Here is a 16,002-nt window from a genome sequence, read left to right on the forward strand (position 1 = left end):
TATTGCGAAAGGATAGTTCTTTGACCGCCAGCATGGACGATCAGGAACAGAATGACATTCAACAGTTCTCGGCCGAGCAGGTGCGCGATGCGTTGGATAGGGTTCAGAAGTCAGATGAATTCAAAGGGTCCGCCCGCATGCGGTCTTTTCTGTCTTATGTTGTGATGGAATCGCTCGAGGGTCGTTCCGAACAGATACGCGCCAAAACCATTGCGATGGATGTTTATGGATACGACGCGGATGAGCTATTGAAACGCGAAGGCGTCGTACGTGTGGATGCGGGACGTGTTCGGCGAAAACTCCAAGCTTATTATGAAAGTAAGGGGATTGCTGACGAATTGGTAATCTCATTGCCTGTCGGAAGTTACGCACCCGAGTTTTTGCCAGGCTCCAATCGACGCAGCCAACCATTACGCGGAAGGCGGCAGGCTTACGCAGTCGTTATCTCGCTTTCACTTCTAGTAGCCGGTATTCTAGTTGGTGTTCTGATCGGCCGCGGTTCGCAATCTGTTGCTCCAATAACTGGCAAAGCTGCGATCTACGACGTGTCGCCCGCCCGCGTCGAAGCAATGAACCTAAGCAACGCTGGCCGGGATCTGATTTTTCCGGTTACAGATTTGGCAGGCCTTCAACCAGCGTTGTTGATATTTCAAACAGCAACTGAACGAGATCCGTTTTATTACGGGGGGTATGCTGGCGCTTCTCAGGTCGAAACCATGTTCGCCATCATGAAATCTGGCGATCCCGGTTCTGATGAGTTTTTGCACGCGGCCGACAAGAATAGTGCTTATGCTTTGGAATTGGCTCCGGATGCAGCATGGCCGCTTTCAGCGCGAGCCTGGTTTGAATTTGGGGTGGGCAATTACGATAGCGCAGTTCGATTATCCCAACGGGCCGTAGGTTTGGCACCCGATGATTCACATGTTGCTGAATTCGATGCCTTGATTTCCCTTTATACATCTGATTTTGAACGAGTTTTGTCTCAATCAGCGCGATATAGAGTCCTGGCCTCACAAGGAGGGGGACTTGTATTTGACAATGCATTGGGTGCGGCTCAGTTCCATACGGGAGACTATGCTGCCGCAATCAGGACGTTTGATGAAACAATATCGCGTGGTGGGCCGTTCGGACCAATTTCCGCAGCTTACCTTATGGCAGCCCACTGGAGGAACGGAGAACAAGCAGAGGCACAGCGGCTTGCAAAAGTATTTTCGGACACTTGGCCAAGCTTCCCTCTCGAAGCACTGAAGGCTCGAGTGTTTGTAGACCCGCAGCCAGTTCAAGAGCTGATCAGTGCAATGAAGGCTGCGGGTTGGTCAGGAACCGTCAGGCCCTGATTCTACGCAGTAGGATGTGTCACAATCAATTTGCTTAGATTGGAATGACATAAAGACCAGCGTAAAAATGCCAGCGCCATGCCGCGAAGTAGAGTTTGTTTGCGCCGCCCTCGGACAGCGCAGGTGTATCGGTAATAGTCATCTAGTGGCCTCCAAGCACAATCGCGCCGCATCCAGCGGGATACGGGCATCTTTGATTTCAATAGAAGGTAATGAAATCAGGCGTGAGGCAGGTCGCGGGTCAAACGCGCGGGATCGAGATCATTGCGCTCGGCAACGCGCTTGGCGATAAATTCGAAAGTTTGCGTTGCTGTGGTCTGTACGAAGCGTGGACAACTGTCTTGAATCAGAACGGACGTGTTGCTGATGCGGCAAGCTTCGCAATCAACGGTCACTGGTGCGCTGTCGCCATCTATATTTCCGCAGATGCCGCTCAACTGCCCGCCTGCCTGCCGCAATATAGGCGGTGAGTTCCGGGGTCGTAGACATGGGAGCTGTCCGATGCGCAAAGCTCAGCATTCGTGACTTTGGGCTCAGAGCCGACCTCAGATGCGGCGCGGCATCTGCCAGTTTCGCAGAACTAGCATCGTGGCAGAACGGCCCATAAGAGACATTCTACAACCGAACGGATTACTGAAATACAGCGTTGCAAACCGGCGTTTGCTGCCCGTGCATACCCATTCGCAGCAATATCTACACTATCCGGGAAAGACCGGAATTGGTCACGACAGCGGTCGTTCTAACATTTTGGCTGCAGACAAGCTGTCAGGCGGTACAAAAATCTCGCAGTATCGAATTAAAGAGCCCCGGCTTCTCTAAATGCGTCGCGTGAGCACATCCAGGTATCACGGCGAGGTTGGCGTCGGGAATTGATTGCCACAATTGTTCGGTTTGGCTCCATGGATAGGTCCGATCCCGGTCACCCCAAATCACCAACGTACGGGTCATGATATCCGCCAAATGTTTGGCGCCGCTCCAACTTTCCATTGCGTCGAGCCCAATTAGCATGGTTTGCAGGCTGCATTGTTCTGCAATCATAGCACAGTCCTCATAGGCCGCAGCTTTTCCCCGATCAAGAAACCAGGTTGCCGCAATACGTCTGGCCGTGGCTCTTGGTCCTTCTGTATTGGCCCGGCGCTTTGAAGTGTCGATCGTCTCAAACCGGCCGGGTAAAATGCCAATCGTTCCGGTGCCGTAAAGCACCAACCGGTCGATACGTTCGGGTGCGCGGGTAACCATTTCTTGGACGATCATCCCGCCCATTGAATGGCCGATCAGGATAAATCGCTCAATTCCCAGCCCGGTTAATTCGCACAGCGCCCACTCGGCAAATCCAGCAATACTGGTAGGGGCCTCGAGATGCGCATTCTCACCAAATCCCGGTAAGTCCAAGGCTACGACGTTGAAACCGGCCAGGGCTTCGACTTGCCCTAACCATTGTCGACTGCCGCCCAAAAATCCATGGACGAATACGACAGGTGTCATTTGCGCCCACCCTGTACAATGCGATCAAGGATCATGGCGCAGAAAAGGATCGCAAACCCGGCGAGGATGCCTTGGCCCACATTGGCATATTGCAATGCTTCCAGCACGTCCTCACCCAGCCCCTTGGCGCCAATCAGCGAGGCCACGACGACCATCGCCAGCGACAACATAATCGTCTGGTTGATCCCCGCGCGGATCGATGGGCTTGCTAATGGAAGGTCTACCTTAGTGAGCAAGTACCACTTATTGGCACCGAAACTAATAGCTGCTTCGCGCACGCTTTCTGGTACACCACGCAGACCAAGAACGGTCAATCGTACCACCGGTGTGCCGCCAAAAATCATCGTGACCACAACCGCCGCTGGCTTTCCAACGCCGAAGAACGCAATCACAGGCACCATGAACACGAAGGCTGGCATGGTTTGCATGAAATCCATGATCGGCTGGATAAACGCATAGAACCGTGGGCGACGGGCAGCAAACATGCCGAGCGGAATTCCTATAACAATCGACAGACACGCCGCTGTCCCCAACAAGGCCAGCGTCGTCATGGCACCTTCCCAGAAACCCAGCAGGCCCATATAGGCCAGAAATGCGCCCGAATAGATCGCCGTGCTGATGCCCGCTGTCAGCCAGGTCAGCAGAATAATCAAGCTCGCAATCACGATCCATGGCGTCTGAACCAGTATGACCTCTAGCGCATCCAACAGAGTGCGGATGCCGAATGTCAGCCCATCAAAGAAGGTCTCGCTGTTGCGTACGCACCAGGCGATGAAATCTTCTACCCAAGTGATACTGGTCAGGCGGATGTTTGGGTCTGTCGGAAAATGGCTAAGCAGTGAAAAGCGCCCTGGGAAGCTGTAATGCAACATTGCCGCGGCGACGATTAACGCCATGAAGATTGCGCTGAACACGATCTGCGACACCGGCATGGCCGAACGGATCGAACGATCCGATAGCCACTCCGAGAAACGCGCCTCAAGCGCCCAGTTCGCCACCTGCGACTGTATGAATTTGATGATGATCAGTATGATCAGGCCGGTTAGAATGATGTAAGGACCTTCAGCTGCCATCGCCTCGGCCTCGGCACGGATACCCCCTATGTTTTCTTCAAGCGAGTCCACCGTTCGCTGATAGACATCGATCTTGTCCGAATTGTTTTCGATAGCCGCCGCCAATTGCTGACGGCGCAGTTCAAGCGTCCCTTCAATCGATGCAATACGCTCCATTGCCTCGGCTGCCAGATCGCCGAACAACCCTCGCGCAATCTGCACAAAGGCTATAGTTTCGAGGATCAGAAATGGTAACGCCCATGACCACAGACCTCGCGCACCGAACCAGACCGGACCAAACAATCCGGCCATCAGATTGAAAGTTGGTGTAAAGCGGGACGATGCACCAATCTTGTCGAAATTACGGATATAGTAGTCAGGGCTGGTGCGCACAAATGTGCGAATGCTTTCACGCCGCTCTTCGGCATAGGCAAGGGCCGCTTCGCTTTCGGTATCTTCCAGCGGGTTCACATCAGAAATGCTCATGACACTTCGGTCCCTTCGATCACGGTGCGCAACAGATCGGCACGGGTTATGACGCCAACATCCACGCCGCCGTCCTCCACAAGGATTGCGCTACTGTTGTCGATCGCCAGATTGATCAGCGTGCTCAGATTTTCGTCTTCATTCACGCGCGGGGCATCCGCCGATAGCGGCCCATGGGCCGCAATATGTTCTGGAATTGGCCGCATGACCGCATGGGCGCGCACCACTTTGAGGCGTGAAATACCTGCAACGAAATCAGCCACATAGTCATCAGCGGGGTTCATGACAATGTCTTCGGCTGTCCCGATCTGCACCACCTTGCCGTCCCGCATGATGGCGATCCGATTGCCGATGCGGACGGCTTCATCAAGGTCATGGGTAATGAAGATCGTAGTCTTCTTGAGAATCTTGCTCAGCCGGATGAATTCATCCTGTAATTGTCGCCGGATCAGCGGATCAAGGGCCGAAAACGGTTCATCCATCAAAAGCACGTCGGGGTTGGCGGCCAAGGCGCGGGCCAGGCCCACACGTTGTTGCATGCCACCGGACAGCTCGTGTGCGAACTTTGACCCCCAGGCTCCCAGTTCGACAATATCGAGAATAGCAGCAGCCTGACGCATGCGTTCATTCTTGCTGACCTGTCGGATTTCCAGTGGCATTGCCACGTTATCCAACACCGACCGATGCGGCATCAGCGCAAAGTTCTGAAACACCATACCGATTTTGTTGTTGCGAAACTGCTGAAGCTCTTTTGGCCCCAAGGCCATGACATCAGTGCCTTCGATTTCGATCTTACCAGCTGTCGGCTCCAGCAGTCGGTTGAAATGGCGAACCAGGGTGGATTTACCGCTGCCTGACAGACCCATGATGCAAAAAATCTCACCCCGGTTTACCGACAGGCTGACATCAGCGACGCCGACAACACAGTTGTATTCGGCCAGCACTTGGGACTTGTCCAACCCACGGTCGCGGATCGCCTGCAGCGCCACCTCGGGTCTGCCTCCGAAAATTTTCCAGACATTCGAAATTTCGATAACGGTGTCGTCGCTCATAGGTCCTCCAGAGATCTGCTTTTGGGTGGCGCCAACAGATGCCGCCACCCTGTTTCTGGAAGTGGGATCAGAGGCCCAGCCAAGCGTCGACGCGATCCGGGTTCGCTTCGACCCATTCGCGGGCAACCTCTGCCGGATCGCGACCTTTGCCGCTGATCTCAAAGGCGAAACCGCTGACATCATCCGCAGTCAATGCGAAATTCGCGAAGAAATCAGCAATCGCAGGTGAGCGGTCTGGCAACGTATTGGACCATGCGATCTGGACGTTCTTCAGGGCGTCTTTGGTGGCAACACTGGATTTGCTATACCAATCCGGATCGTCCGATGGCTGCACCATCACGTATTTTGCCGGGTCGAACGTCGGCTCGCTCAACATTTGAACGTCGAACATGTACCAGACCGCGTGTGGCTTGTAGCAATAGAAGGCATAGCCCTCGCCTTTGGCGATGCTGTCTTTGATACGCGCGGTCTTCACGCTTTCTTCTGCACGCACGGGCTCGATGAAATCAAGCAGACCGTAGTCGCGCGTTTTCACCTCGTTCACATTGGCCGAAGCCCAGCCGGGGGCGCCAATCCACATCTCACCCTTGCCGTTGCCATCGCTGTCCATCAGGGCGGCGACATCAGGGCGGCCCAGATCAGCTATGTCGGTGATATTGTTGGCCTCACCAAAGTCCTTGCTGACGCAAAAACCCTGATTGCCTTCGTAGGGGTTCGAGGACAATGTTACCGTACCGGCCTCGTCGACATACTTCTTGGTAAAGCTCTCCTGATTGGGCAGCCACACATCTGGATGCACGTCGATGTCACCTTTGCCCTGATCCATGGCTTGAAAGATGGTTGCATTGTTACCGGGCACATATTCAACTGTCCCGCCGATGCGCGTTTCAACAACGGCACCCAGAAGATGAGCGATTGCCTGCGCCCCGGTCCAAGACGGCACACCGATTTTAACCTCTTCCGCCGCGAATACGGGCATCGCATAGATACCTACCGCCGCTGCCATACCAAATGCCTTTAGCTTGTTTCTCATGATAGTCTCCTCTGTTGAATTGCGCCGTATTTTGGCGTCGTTTTTTTAGTCAATCTCATTCCCATCGCTCGGCGGTGTCGTACAAAGTCGTCTCAGGCTGCGACTTCGGACGGAAGGGGAAAAGGGGGACAAACCGCCAGGCCCTAGCTTAAAGTCTAGAGCATGAGGTTTTCTGAGGGCCAATTCGAACATTTCATCAAACTATTCCCGCAATGCATAGTTTTGAGTATGCTCGACCAATGCTTCCTTGGAAATGCAGGTACACACATTGGATTTGAACTGGCTGCGCGACTTTGAATGCCTCGCCCGGACACTGAACTTCACCCGAGCCTCCGATGAACGCAACATCACACAATCCGCATTCAGTCGTAGAATCAAAGCGTTGGAGAGCTGGGTCGGGCTGCCTCTGGTCAATCGCGCCACCTATCCTGTTCAATTGACAGAAGCAGGTCAACAATTCTTGCCGGTCGCTTTAGCGGCGATCTCACAACTGTCAGAATCCCGTCAATCGCTGCGGGATGCCGATCGTGGGGATAGCCGTTTCATCCGGTTCTCGGTCCTCCACACGATCGCGGTTAATTTTTTGGCAAGTCGCATCGAAGAGTTGCAGATGCAAATTCCCGATCTGCGCACTCGAGTATTGTCCGATTCCCTAAGCACCTGCTGTGACCTGTTGGTCGAGGGCGCAGTGGACATTCTCTTGTGTTACAATCACCACTCGGTTTCACCGATGATTGATGAAACCGCATTTGAGCGAAAAGACCTGTTAAAGGATCGTCTGGTGCCAGTGGCTACAGCTGATTCAGCGCGTGCCATGGGTTGGAGTCTCGCAGAGCAGGATGGCCCACCCATCCCCTATCTGGCATATGATCGTTCTTCGTTTTTAGGCATGGTTGTAGAAAATACCATAGACCGCAAACCCCTGAACGCCGAGACGATTTATGTTGATAGTCTGGTTGAGACAATCAAGAGACGCCTGATTACCGGAAGCGGCTTTGCCTGGATGCCCGAAACTGCAATTTCGCCAGAGCTGGACGCAGGATTGCTGGTGCCAATCGGCGATGACGCGTGGTGTGCCACCTTGACGATTTCCGCATTTGCCAATCCGGCGACCTTTGATCAGACAGCGCAACAGCTTTGGGACCAATTATGAACAAAGGTATCTGTTGACTTGCAGATTGCCTCCGAACGCTGTGGCGCACTTATTCAATCGCCTAAACTTGCCCTGCGTGGGAAAATTCGACAATCGCCTGGACAAGCAGGTCAATCGTATCAATGGCATTGACCTCGGCCGCAACACTATCAGCGATGAGCGAGAATTCTGAGCAAGCCACAAGCTGCAGGTCGGCCCCTGCGGCAACAAGTTCTTTCGAGGCAACTCTTAGTGTTTCGCGCGCCTCTTCGCACGGACCGTCCGTCTTAATTTTCCGGATCGCTGCAAGCATCTTTTCATCACCTGCGGACCAAACCACCGACAGCCCGCGCCTGTGCAACGCTGTCTCGAATAGCTGCGTATGTCGTACGGCAGGCGAGGCAAGCATCCCGACACATCCCCCTGATCCGAGCCTCCCAGCCGCATGATCAGCCGTCAGTTCGACCACGTTCAGCAAGGGTATTTCCACGGAGTCCGTAATCGCCTTGGCATAGTGATGGGCGGTGTTGCACGGCATCGCCAGCGCTAAGGCTCCAGCATCTTCTAGCCGACGCGCCATAGCGGCAAGCGTCGACCCCGGATCCTCGCCGACGCCGTCGAGCAGATGACGAACCCGCGACGGCACCTGCGGGTTCATGTCGATCAACAAAGGTATGTGGTCTTGGTCATCAGTTGCGGGTACTGCCGCCACCAGCTTGCGCTGGAGGAGGATCGTCGCTTCGGGGCCCATACCGCCAAGAATTCCAACCGGGCGCAGTGTCATAGCCTAGACAGTCACCCAGCGGTTTTGATGATCAAAGGCAAAATCATATCCGCCAAGAGCTGCCGCCCCCCCGGTGTGCAGGAAAACAATCCGTTCGCCGTTGAACTCACCCTTGCGCGCAAGATCAATCAGACCGGCTGCGCCCTTGGCCGAATAGCACGGGTCGAGAAGGATACCTTCGAGCTCTGCAAACATCCGGATCGCCTCAATGCCGCTTTTGGTCGGCAGGCCATAGCCCTCGCCGACATAGTCAGTATTGGCCTTCACGTCTTCGCGCTTGACTACACCAGCACAGCCCAGTTTCTCGGCTGTTTTACAGGCCAGGTCATATACCATCTGTTCTTGCTTGGGCTGAGGCGCCCTTGTGCCGATGCCCAGCACGGGCACCTGCGCATTCATGGCACACATGCCAGTCACCAACCCGGCCTGCGTTCCTGAAGAACCGGTTGCATGCACCAATCTGTCAATTTGCAAACCACTGTTATTTGCTTGTGCCAACAGTTCAAAGGCCGCGTTAACATAGCCAAGTGCGCCGGTCGGGTTCGATCCGCCGCCAGGGATGACATAGACATTGTGCCCTTCCGCGCGCTTCTTTTCGGCTGCTTTTTCCATCTCACCCGGCATGTCATGGCCGCCGGGAAACTTCTCGGTGGTTGCGCCATGCAAATGGTCTAGCAGGACGTTACCGTTCTTATTGTAGTTTCCATTTTGGTAACCGGTGCGATCCTCCAAAAGGATGTGACAGGCAAGCCCCAGCTTGGCGGCAAATGCAGCCGTCTGCCGACCGTGGTTGGTTTGCGTGGCCCCTTGGGTCATCACCATGTCGGCACCCTGCGCCTCGGCCTCAGCCATTAGAAATTCAAGCTTGCGGGTCTTGTTGCCGCCGGTCGACATACCGGTGCAATCATCGCGTTTGATCCATATTTCGACCCCCAGCTCTTTTGACAATCGAGTCATGGGTTCAAGCGGTGTTGGAAGATGGGCAAGATGCAGGCGGGGAAAACGGGCAAGGTGCATGTCATGGTTCCTAATATTTGCTTTTTTCAACTTACTACGCGCTGAGGCGCATTCCTAATTCGAACTTCGGTACATAAATTGCAGGAATTGCATGTTGTCACGAACTGCACTATCGATCCGCCATGCGTCTTGAGTGGATCGATGATATATTGGCGGTGCTTGATAGCGGCTCTCTCGCCCGCGCCGCTGAAAAGCGATTGCTGACGCAATCTGCGTTTACTCGGCGGGTGCGGCTTATCGAAGACAACATCGGCGCAACGCTGTTTGATCGCCGCCGCAAGCCAGTCTCTTTGATGCCAGGCGTGCGGGAACTGGAATTTGAATTACGTGAACTCAGCACCCGGCTGCATGGGCTTCGGCACAGCCTAAAAACCGCGAGTGATCAGGCCGGCAAGTCGCTGTCTTTTGTTTGCCAACACGCCCTCACAACGACGGTTTCCCCCGAAATTGTGCGTGTTTTGACTGAAGATGGCGAAACCTCGGTTCGCGTGCGGTCAGGAAATCAAGACGAGTGCCTACTGCATCTGATTTCGAAGGAGGTCGATTTTGCCATCATGTACGCGGTGCCTGATGACAGTATTCAAGAACCCGCTAACGCGTTTGAAACCAAAACACTCGGGATGGATACTTTGATTCCAGTCTGTGCGCCTACTGTGCGCACGCAAGTGACGGAAGACGTAATTCCTACAATCAGCTACCCGCCCGAAGTCTTTCTCGGGCAGGTCTATTCCAGAATGATTGCGCCGCGATTACCTGAAGGTAAAACCGCAGTACCCAGAGCTGAAACCGCACTTACGTTGGCCATACTACAATACGCCTTGAATGAAATCGGCATCGCGTGGTTGCCCCGCTCTCTAGTGGCGACCCACCTTTCTGAGGGCGCGCTTGTGTGTATTGACGACGTGCTGCCCACACAGCTTCTGGCAATCAGGGTAGTCCGCCTGGCAGAATCTCAGCCAGATCACGCAGAGCAAATATGGAAACAACTTGAAGACATTTTAAGTTTCTAGTTTTCCCGCTGCACTCTCTATCCCAAATGGCAAGCCGCCCCTAATCAGAAGGGCTGGATTTTCCCTTACACACCCTTCGCCAGACCGAAAAAAACGAAGCCCACACGCAAAACGCTTCGTTATCGCAAAAACTGCTACATCCTAAGCACCTGATCTTGGCAGCAGTCGTCTCTCGAACATGCCCAGCTGCCAAAGAAGCGATACAAGCGAGTGGCCACTTTGACCGTTGTGGTTTTTGAAATTCGAATACGCGGCGAACTTCCGCATTCCGCCCATTTTTTCGAAAAACAACGTGTTCTGGCGCAAAGAGTTACGGCGCAGCCCACACCGTCGCACTTGTTTTGGGGCCAGCGGGATTTGGACTAGCCAAACGCCCCTGGCCATCAGGGGAAAGACGCTGCCTTCCCCCTCGGGCAACCCTATTAGACAAAACCGTGTCCTCGGCTGTGCCTGCGGGCCGCGCCACCCCCGTCGAATAGCATTGCCTCGCACCCTCCCGCGTTCGCCACGTGGCAGATTAGCAGGAACAGGCAGCTTCGCTGTCAGACCTACAAATCAGCTCTGATTTTCCAAGAGGGGGGATCAGATCAAACCAAACTGTCTGCGGGAGTATGAAATGGGGGCGGCGTGCTATTTGATGACGCAAAGGTCAAATTCAACCGATGTCCAACGTTGGGGGCGCCTTCTGATGTCGAACGTTCACTGCTTTTCTGGTCCAACTATGACGGTTGGGTCAGGTTCGTGTGACGTTCAACAGGAAACCAGTGGCGGACCGAGGAGGATTCGAACCCCCGACCCCTTGATTCGTAGTCAAGTACTCTATCCAGCTGAGCTATCGGTCCGCGTTGGTGAGGCGCTATGTAGACCCGGCATTCGGGACGTGCAAGTCGATTCTGTAAAAATAATTCAAAAAGCCCCATCGCCCCGCGGGAGGCGAATTTCAAAGGTGGTACCTGTTGACCCTGTCTCGGTCAGAACAAGGTCACCCCCATGGCCCCGCAACAGTTCCTGTGAGATCGCCAAGCCCAGACCCGACCCGCCTTTGCGGACGCCACCCTGAAAGGGTGTGAACAGATTTTCACGCGCTTTGGCCGGCAGGCCCGGCCCTGTGTCGCTGATCTGAATACACCAGTTGGCGTCCTGCTCTTGCCCGGACAAGGTGATCCGACCGGGCTTTCCTGATGCAACCAGCGCCTGACGGGCATTTCGAACGAGGTTCATCATGACACGGAAAATCTGTTCAGGATCAGCTCTTACGACCAACTCTTCCGGCACATCATTGATGATCTCGACACAGGCATCGGCAACGGCAAGTTTCTCGCTCGCAACCACATCCTCGGCCACAATGCGGAGCGGAACCAGTGTAAGCGACGGTGCAGGTTCTTCAGCGCGGCCAAATGCCAATGTGCTTTCGCACAGGGTTACCGCTCGGGTGATCGAGTTCACCAGCTTAGGGGCCATGCGACGCACCAACGGGTCTTCGCTGGATTCGATCCGGTCGGTAAACAGCTGGGCCGAGGTCAGGATGTTGCGCAGATCGTGGCTCACCTTAGCCACAGCCCCGCCCAGCTGCGCCAGACGCTCGCGCTGTTTCAGGGCCTGGGTCAGTTCGGTTTGCAACTGTTTCAGCGCCTCTTGGGCCTCGCGCAGCTCGGTCACTTTGGAATCCGGTGAGATGATTCCACGGGCATCTTCGGGGGCGCTGGCATAGCGCTGCATATATCCGACAACGCTTTTGATGGGCTTTACCAGAACCACCCGAACCGCAAGAAACAGGAAAAAAGCCGTGATGATCGAAATCACAAATGACAGGCCCAGAATGCGTAACCCATAATCCGTCATCGCCATACGCAAAGGCATGCTGTCAGTCGTCACCTCAATCAGCAGACCTGCGCCTTTCACAGGCTCGCCAATTACACGGATGACTTCATTTTCCGGCGTGAACAACCGCACGACAGCATCCCGGATCAAAACCCATGGTCGCGCGTCACGCAGGTCATAGGTCTTGCTGATCTGCCCTGGAATAGGAGAGGACAGCATCAACTGGCGCATCTCGTCTCGCCGTAGAACCACGTTATAGACGCCCGCATTGGCCAGCAGTTCAGCCTCAAGGTCCTCGGCCAGCATATCATCGGCCAACAAAGCGAGCGATGCGATCTGAGCGCGCTCCAGCCGGTTCAGCAGGAAATCTTCGCGGAATCGCGCAATCGAAGGGACAAAAATCAGAACCTCGGCCAACATCACGAAGACCGTCGTCAGGATCAGAAATCGGCCTGACAGCGAGTTCACATTGCTCTCCCTTCCAGGTCAGGGCATCCAGCGCTGGACGAACCTGACTACGCGTTTAACCGTTTGATTCTCAAACAGCCTTGGAGAGAAATAAGCGCCCGCCACCCGTTTGTTAAGCTCTCCAATCGTCGGATAGGGCGAAACCATCGCGGCGACCTGCCCCATCTTCAGATTATTGGCCAAGGCCAGCGACCACAAGTTGATCAGTTCGCCCGCCTGATGACCAACGATTGTGGCCCCCACCGGACGGCCTTTGACGACCATGACCTTGATGAAACCATTCGTTTTACGCTCGGAAATGGAGCGGTCGTTGTGGTGATAGTCAAACCGCGCAATTTCCATCTTATCGCCATGCTCGGCGCGCGCCTGCACCTCGGTCAGGCCAACCTGCGCCAGCTCGGGGTCGGTGTAGGTCGCCCAGGGGATATGTGCGGTTTTCGCCTTGGAGGGAAGCCCAAACAGCGCCGAACGAATGATAATCCCCGCGTGATAGCCCGCCACATGAGTGAATTGCAGCCCACCCGCGACATCTCCGATCGCATAGACCCTGCGGTTCGTGGTGCGCAGGGTGTCGTCGACCTTGATGCCGGTTCGGATGGGCTCGATCCCGGCAGCGGCAAGGTTGAGGCGGTCGGTATTGGCCTTTCGCCCCGCAGCCAGCAGCAGATGCGTGCCCGAGAAGATCTCGCCGTTCTCGGTCACCACTTCAACCGCGCCATCGGAGCCGCGAATCTGTGCCACCATCGCCTGTTCATGGATCGCAACGCCCTCGGCGCGCAAACTGTCCAGCACGACCTCTGCCGCCTCGGGGTCATCCTTTCCCAGCGCCTTTTGCCCTTCGATGACTGTGACCTTGCAACCGAGCCGAATATGCGCCTGCGCCATCTCCATCCCGATGGGGCCACCGCCGATGATCAGCAGATGATCGGGCTTGTCGCGCAGATCAAAGATAGTCTCGTTGGTATAATACGGCACCTTGTCCAAACCGGGGATCGACGGAATCAGTGGTGAAGAGCCTGTTGCAATCACAACCCGCCTCGCGGTGATCAGATGATCCCCCGCCTGAACCTGTGTCGGAGAGACAAAGCTGCCATATTCCCGGATCACCTTGACACCAAAGCTTTCGAACCGCTCTTGGCTGTCCATCGGCTCGATCTGCGCAATCACATCATGCACGTGATCTTTGGCGGCGGCGTAATCCACCTGTGGCACCACATCCGCCACACCCAGCGCCGAGGCATGCGCCTGCCCATAGGCGGCCTTGCCGCTGGCAATCAGGGCCTTGGACGGGACGCAGCCGAAATTCAGACAATCCCCGCCCATCTTGTGACCTTCCAGCAGGATCACATCCGCACCCATCTGGCTCGCCCCCGCGGCGACCGACAGCCCACCTGACCCGGCCCCGATCACCAGGATATCGGATTTCAGTTCTTGCATGATCAGCTGTCCTTTTGGCCGCGCAGCGTTTTGATCAGAATGGGCAGAGCCGCCAGCACGCACAAGCCAACAATCGGGCCGATAACGAAGGGCTCCCACAGCAGTGAGACGTCCGGCGTCTCACCCCGGTCGAACACTCCGCCCAGCCCGACGCCAATCCAAGTATAGACGATACCGCCGGGAATGATGCCCAGCGCCGTGGTGAACAAAAAGTTGCGGAACTTCACCCCCACCAGCGCCGGCACCAGATTGGCCACAAAAAACGGAACCACCGGGACAAGGCGCAGCAGGAACAGGACCGAGATCTCATTCTCGCGCAGGCCATCCTTCAGCTTTTTGATCGTGCCTTCCGAGGCCTCAAGACGCGCCGTCAAGGACGCCCCCAACCCCCAGCGCGCCGCCAGAAAGATCACCGAGGCGCCGATGGTTGCTGCAAAAATGTTGAAGACCGTGCCTGCGAAAAGGCCAAACAGGAACCCTCCGGTCATCGAGGCCACCGCTGCGCCAGGCAGCGAGAACGCAACGATGGCAATGTAGATCGCGATGAACGCACCTGCCATTGCCCAGTAATTGGCATCACGCCAACCCAAAAGGGCCTCTCGGTTGTCGCGCAGGGTTTCAAAAGTCAGGTATTCACCCAGTGTAAAGTAACCCACAGCGGCTACGGTAAGAATCACCAGCAAAGGAATATGTCGCGCAAGCCCGCTACGCGGGGCCTGAGTTGTATCGCTCATAATGGTGTCCGGTTTTGTGCGTCTCATTCTGGCCTCAACATGCGACGTCACGCGCCCGGGCAACAGGGGCCTCACGCTGCCTTGATCTTTTCGACAGTGAATGTGAGTGTTTTGTGCCTAAAATCCGTATTTTTGAAATCTTTTACCGCGCGGGATTATAGAATTGTTGCAAAAGGCTGCAAAACCCCCACCAAGGGGTTTGACTTACCCCCCGCTTGGCAGTAGAGGACGGGCTTCGAACACCACGGGCAGGCGAATCCGCGCTGCACCCGACCGAATAGATTGGAGACGGAGCGATGAAACGCACCTATCAGCCTTCGAACCTGGTTCGCAAACGCCGCCACGGTTTCCGCGCGCGCATGGCCACCAAGGCCGGCCGCAAGATCCTGAACTCGCGCCGCGCACGTGGCCGCAAGTCGCTGAGCGCATAAACCGCTCACCGATCAGGTTATGAACGTGACGCCGCCGGAGGCCCCTGAGGATGGTAAGAACCAACCTGGGGATACGCCCCCGGCGGCGTCCGTTTGCGCATCCAAAACATTGATCATCCTCAGGAAACGATCCGATTTCCTGAACGCCGCGCGTGCGCGTCGGCAGGGCACATCATCAATGATGGTGCAGGCGCGCAAACGCGCCGAGGGCGAGGCGGACGGGATTCGCGTCGGTTTCACCTGTTCCAAAAAGGTCGGCAATGCCGTGGCTCGCAACCGGGCCAAGCGACGCCTGCGCGAAGCTGCGCGCGCGGTACTGCCTGAGAAGGGGCAGGACGGCTGGGATTACGTGCTAATCGGTCGCGCCGATGTCACAGCCGGACGCCCCTATGCAGCGCTGCTGGATGATTTGCGCTATGCTCTGCGTAAAGTCCATGCTGCGCGGAAATGACATTGCTCTCGCATATCCTTGCCTTACCCATTCGGGCGTACCGGTTGCTGTTCAGCCCTTGGGTCGGGTTCAACTGCCGCTATCAGCCTACATGCTCGGCCTATGCGTTGGAGGCACTGGAAAAACACGGTGCCATCAAAGGCACATGGCTGGCCGCACGACGGATTGGGCGCTGCCACCCTTTGGGTGGTGACGGGTATGATCCGGTTCCGGACCGTGAAGATCCCTCCTGACCCGTCGTCGGACTTGACCGGAGCGCACCTTCGCTGAAC

General features: G+C 55.7%; 16 protein-coding genes and 1 tRNA gene. 6 read left to right on the plus strand and 11 right to left on the minus strand.

Features of this window, described 5'->3' with window-relative positions:
• The first annotated feature begins 32 nt into the window (after positions 1-32).
• Entirely contained in the window at positions 33-1,337 is a 1,305-nt protein-coding gene (locus tag AC2FIZ_RS17205; protein ID WP_496791404.1) for a tetratricopeptide repeat protein, read from the plus strand.
• Positions 1,338-1,555: 218 nt separating this feature from the next.
• Here AC2FIZ_RS17205 and AC2FIZ_RS17210 read toward each other — a convergent pair whose 3' ends face one another.
• From AC2FIZ_RS17210 to AC2FIZ_RS17230, 5 genes are all read right to left on the minus strand, one after another.
• On the minus strand, positions 1,556-1,774 hold the full coding sequence (locus tag AC2FIZ_RS17210; protein ID WP_496791405.1) for a hypothetical protein: 219 nt from the start codon (positions 1,772-1,774) through the stop codon (positions 1,556-1,558).
• 328 nt (positions 1,775-2,102) lie between these two features.
• Positions 2,103-2,822: an alpha/beta fold hydrolase gene (locus AC2FIZ_RS17215; protein WP_496791406.1), complete on the minus strand. Its 720-nt coding sequence runs from the start codon at positions 2,820-2,822 to the stop codon at positions 2,103-2,105.
• A complete protein-coding gene (locus AC2FIZ_RS17220; RefSeq protein WP_271952028.1) occupies positions 2,819-4,360 on the minus strand; it encodes an ABC transporter permease in 1,542 nt (513 codons plus the stop codon). Before AC2FIZ_RS17220 ends, AC2FIZ_RS17215 begins: the two co-directional genes overlap by 4 nt.
• Complete coding sequence (locus AC2FIZ_RS17225; RefSeq protein WP_271952026.1) at positions 4,357-5,412, minus strand: quaternary amine ABC transporter ATP-binding protein; 1,056 nt, start codon at positions 5,410-5,412, stop codon at positions 4,357-4,359. The genes AC2FIZ_RS17220 and AC2FIZ_RS17225 overlap by 4 nt, the downstream gene beginning before the upstream one ends.
• A gap of 67 nt (positions 5,413-5,479) precedes the next feature.
• On the minus strand, positions 5,480-6,445 hold the full coding sequence (locus AC2FIZ_RS17230; RefSeq protein WP_281973734.1) for an ABC transporter substrate-binding protein: 966 nt from the start codon (positions 6,443-6,445) through the stop codon (positions 5,480-5,482).
• A 274-nt stretch (positions 6,446-6,719) separates the two neighbouring features.
• On the opposite strand from AC2FIZ_RS17230, the gene AC2FIZ_RS17235 reads away from it, so the two are divergent.
• Positions 6,720-7,598: a LysR family transcriptional regulator gene (locus AC2FIZ_RS17235; RefSeq protein WP_246097333.1), complete on the plus strand. Its 879-nt coding sequence runs from the start codon at positions 6,720-6,722 to the stop codon at positions 7,596-7,598.
• 61 nt (positions 7,599-7,659) lie between these two features.
• On the opposite strand, the gene cuyB is transcribed toward AC2FIZ_RS17235, so the two are convergent.
• Both cuyB and cuyA read right to left on the minus strand, forming a co-directional pair.
• Positions 7,660-8,361, minus strand: coding sequence for a cysteate racemase (cuyB, locus tag AC2FIZ_RS17240; RefSeq protein WP_281973735.1), 702 nt, complete (start codon positions 8,359-8,361; stop codon positions 7,660-7,662).
• 3 nt (positions 8,362-8,364) lie between these two features.
• A complete protein-coding gene (gene cuyA, locus AC2FIZ_RS17245; RefSeq protein ID WP_281973736.1) occupies positions 8,365-9,378 on the minus strand; it encodes a D-cysteate sulfo-lyase in 1,014 nt (337 codons plus the stop codon).
• 122 nt (positions 9,379-9,500) lie between these two features.
• On the opposite strand from cuyA, the gene AC2FIZ_RS17250 reads away from it, so the two are divergent.
• Positions 9,501-10,388, plus strand: a complete 888-nt coding sequence (locus tag AC2FIZ_RS17250; protein ID WP_281973737.1) for a LysR family transcriptional regulator — start codon at positions 9,501-9,503, stop codon at positions 10,386-10,388.
• A 765-nt stretch (positions 10,389-11,153) separates the two neighbouring features.
• Here AC2FIZ_RS17250 and AC2FIZ_RS17255 read toward each other — a convergent pair.
• The 4 genes from AC2FIZ_RS17255 to AC2FIZ_RS17270 all read right to left on the minus strand — a co-directional run bounded on the left by AC2FIZ_RS17255 (position 11,154) and on the right by AC2FIZ_RS17270 (position 14,848).
• Positions 11,154-11,230, minus strand: a tRNA-Arg gene (locus AC2FIZ_RS17255).
• Positions 11,231-11,294: 64 nt separating this feature from the next.
• Positions 11,295-12,677: an ATP-binding protein gene (locus AC2FIZ_RS17260; protein ID WP_281973738.1), complete on the minus strand. Its 1,383-nt coding sequence runs from the start codon at positions 12,675-12,677 to the stop codon at positions 11,295-11,297.
• An 18-nt stretch (positions 12,678-12,695) separates the two neighbouring features.
• Positions 12,696-14,114, minus strand: a complete 1,419-nt coding sequence (locus tag AC2FIZ_RS17265) for a dihydrolipoyl dehydrogenase family protein (protein WP_281973739.1) — start codon at positions 14,112-14,114, stop codon at positions 12,696-12,698.
• Between the two features lie 2 nt (positions 14,115-14,116).
• Positions 14,117-14,848, minus strand: coding sequence for a TVP38/TMEM64 family protein (locus tag AC2FIZ_RS17270; RefSeq protein WP_282022300.1), 732 nt, complete (start codon positions 14,846-14,848; stop codon positions 14,117-14,119).
• Between the two features lie 296 nt (positions 14,849-15,144).
• Here AC2FIZ_RS17270 and rpmH point away from each other — a divergent pair, with 296 nt between their 5' ends.
• From rpmH to yidD, 3 genes are read left to right on the plus strand one after another with little or no spacing between them, the layout of a single operon-like run.
• The gene (rpmH, locus tag AC2FIZ_RS17275) at positions 15,145-15,279 is read left to right on the plus strand and encodes a 50S ribosomal protein L34 (protein WP_005632162.1); all 135 of its coding nucleotides are present in this window, start codon (positions 15,145-15,147) and stop codon (positions 15,277-15,279) included.
• Positions 15,280-15,304: 25 nt separating this feature from the next.
• Positions 15,305-15,730 carry a ribonuclease P protein component gene (gene rnpA / locus AC2FIZ_RS17280; RefSeq protein ID WP_271952015.1) on the plus strand — a complete coding sequence of 142 codons (426 nt, stop codon included), beginning with the start codon at positions 15,305-15,307 and terminating at the stop codon, positions 15,728-15,730.
• Positions 15,727-15,963: a membrane protein insertion efficiency factor YidD gene (gene yidD / locus AC2FIZ_RS17285; RefSeq protein ID WP_281973741.1), complete on the plus strand. Its 237-nt coding sequence runs from the start codon at positions 15,727-15,729 to the stop codon at positions 15,961-15,963. Before rnpA ends, yidD begins: the two co-directional genes overlap by 4 nt.
• Positions 15,964-16,002: the final 39 nt, after the last annotated feature.

The organism is Ruegeria sp. CDSB022, assembly GCF_059611145.1.

Bases quoted from the DNA above. Each gene is read 5' to 3' on its own strand.
- AC2FIZ_RS17205 (WP_496791404.1), top strand. From the start codon at position 33: ATGGACGATCAGGAACAGAATGACATTCAACAGTTCTCGGCCGAGCAG.
- AC2FIZ_RS17215 (WP_496791406.1), bottom strand. From the start codon at position 2,822: ATGACACCTGTCGTATTCGTCCATGGATTTTTGGGCGGCAGTCGACAA.
- AC2FIZ_RS17220 (WP_271952028.1), bottom strand. From the start codon at position 4,360: ATGAGCATTTCTGATGTGAACCCGCTGGAAGATACCGAAAGCGAAGCG.
- AC2FIZ_RS17225 (WP_271952026.1), bottom strand. From the start codon at position 5,412: ATGAGCGACGACACCGTTATCGAAATTTCGAATGTCTGGAAAATTTTC.
- AC2FIZ_RS17230 (WP_281973734.1), bottom strand. From the start codon at position 6,445: ATGAGAAACAAGCTAAAGGCATTTGGTATGGCAGCGGCGGTAGGTATC.
- cuyB (WP_281973735.1), bottom strand. From the start codon at position 8,361: ATGACACTGCGCCCGGTTGGAATTCTTGGCGGTATGGGCCCCGAAGCG.
- cuyA (WP_281973736.1), bottom strand. From the start codon at position 9,378: ATGCACCTTGCCCGTTTTCCCCGCCTGCATCTTGCCCATCTTCCAACA.
- AC2FIZ_RS17250 (WP_281973737.1), top strand. From the start codon at position 9,501: ATGCGTCTTGAGTGGATCGATGATATATTGGCGGTGCTTGATAGCGGC.
- AC2FIZ_RS17265 (WP_281973739.1), bottom strand. From the start codon at position 14,114: ATGCAAGAACTGAAATCCGATATCCTGGTGATCGGGGCCGGGTCAGGT.
- AC2FIZ_RS17270 (WP_282022300.1), bottom strand. From the start codon at position 14,848: ATGAGCGATACAACTCAGGCCCCGCGTAGCGGGCTTGCGCGACATATT.
- rpmH (WP_005632162.1), top strand. From the start codon at position 15,145: ATGAAACGCACCTATCAGCCTTCGAACCTGGTTCGCAAACGCCGCCAC.
- yidD (WP_281973741.1), top strand. From the start codon at position 15,727: ATGACATTGCTCTCGCATATCCTTGCCTTACCCATTCGGGCGTACCGG.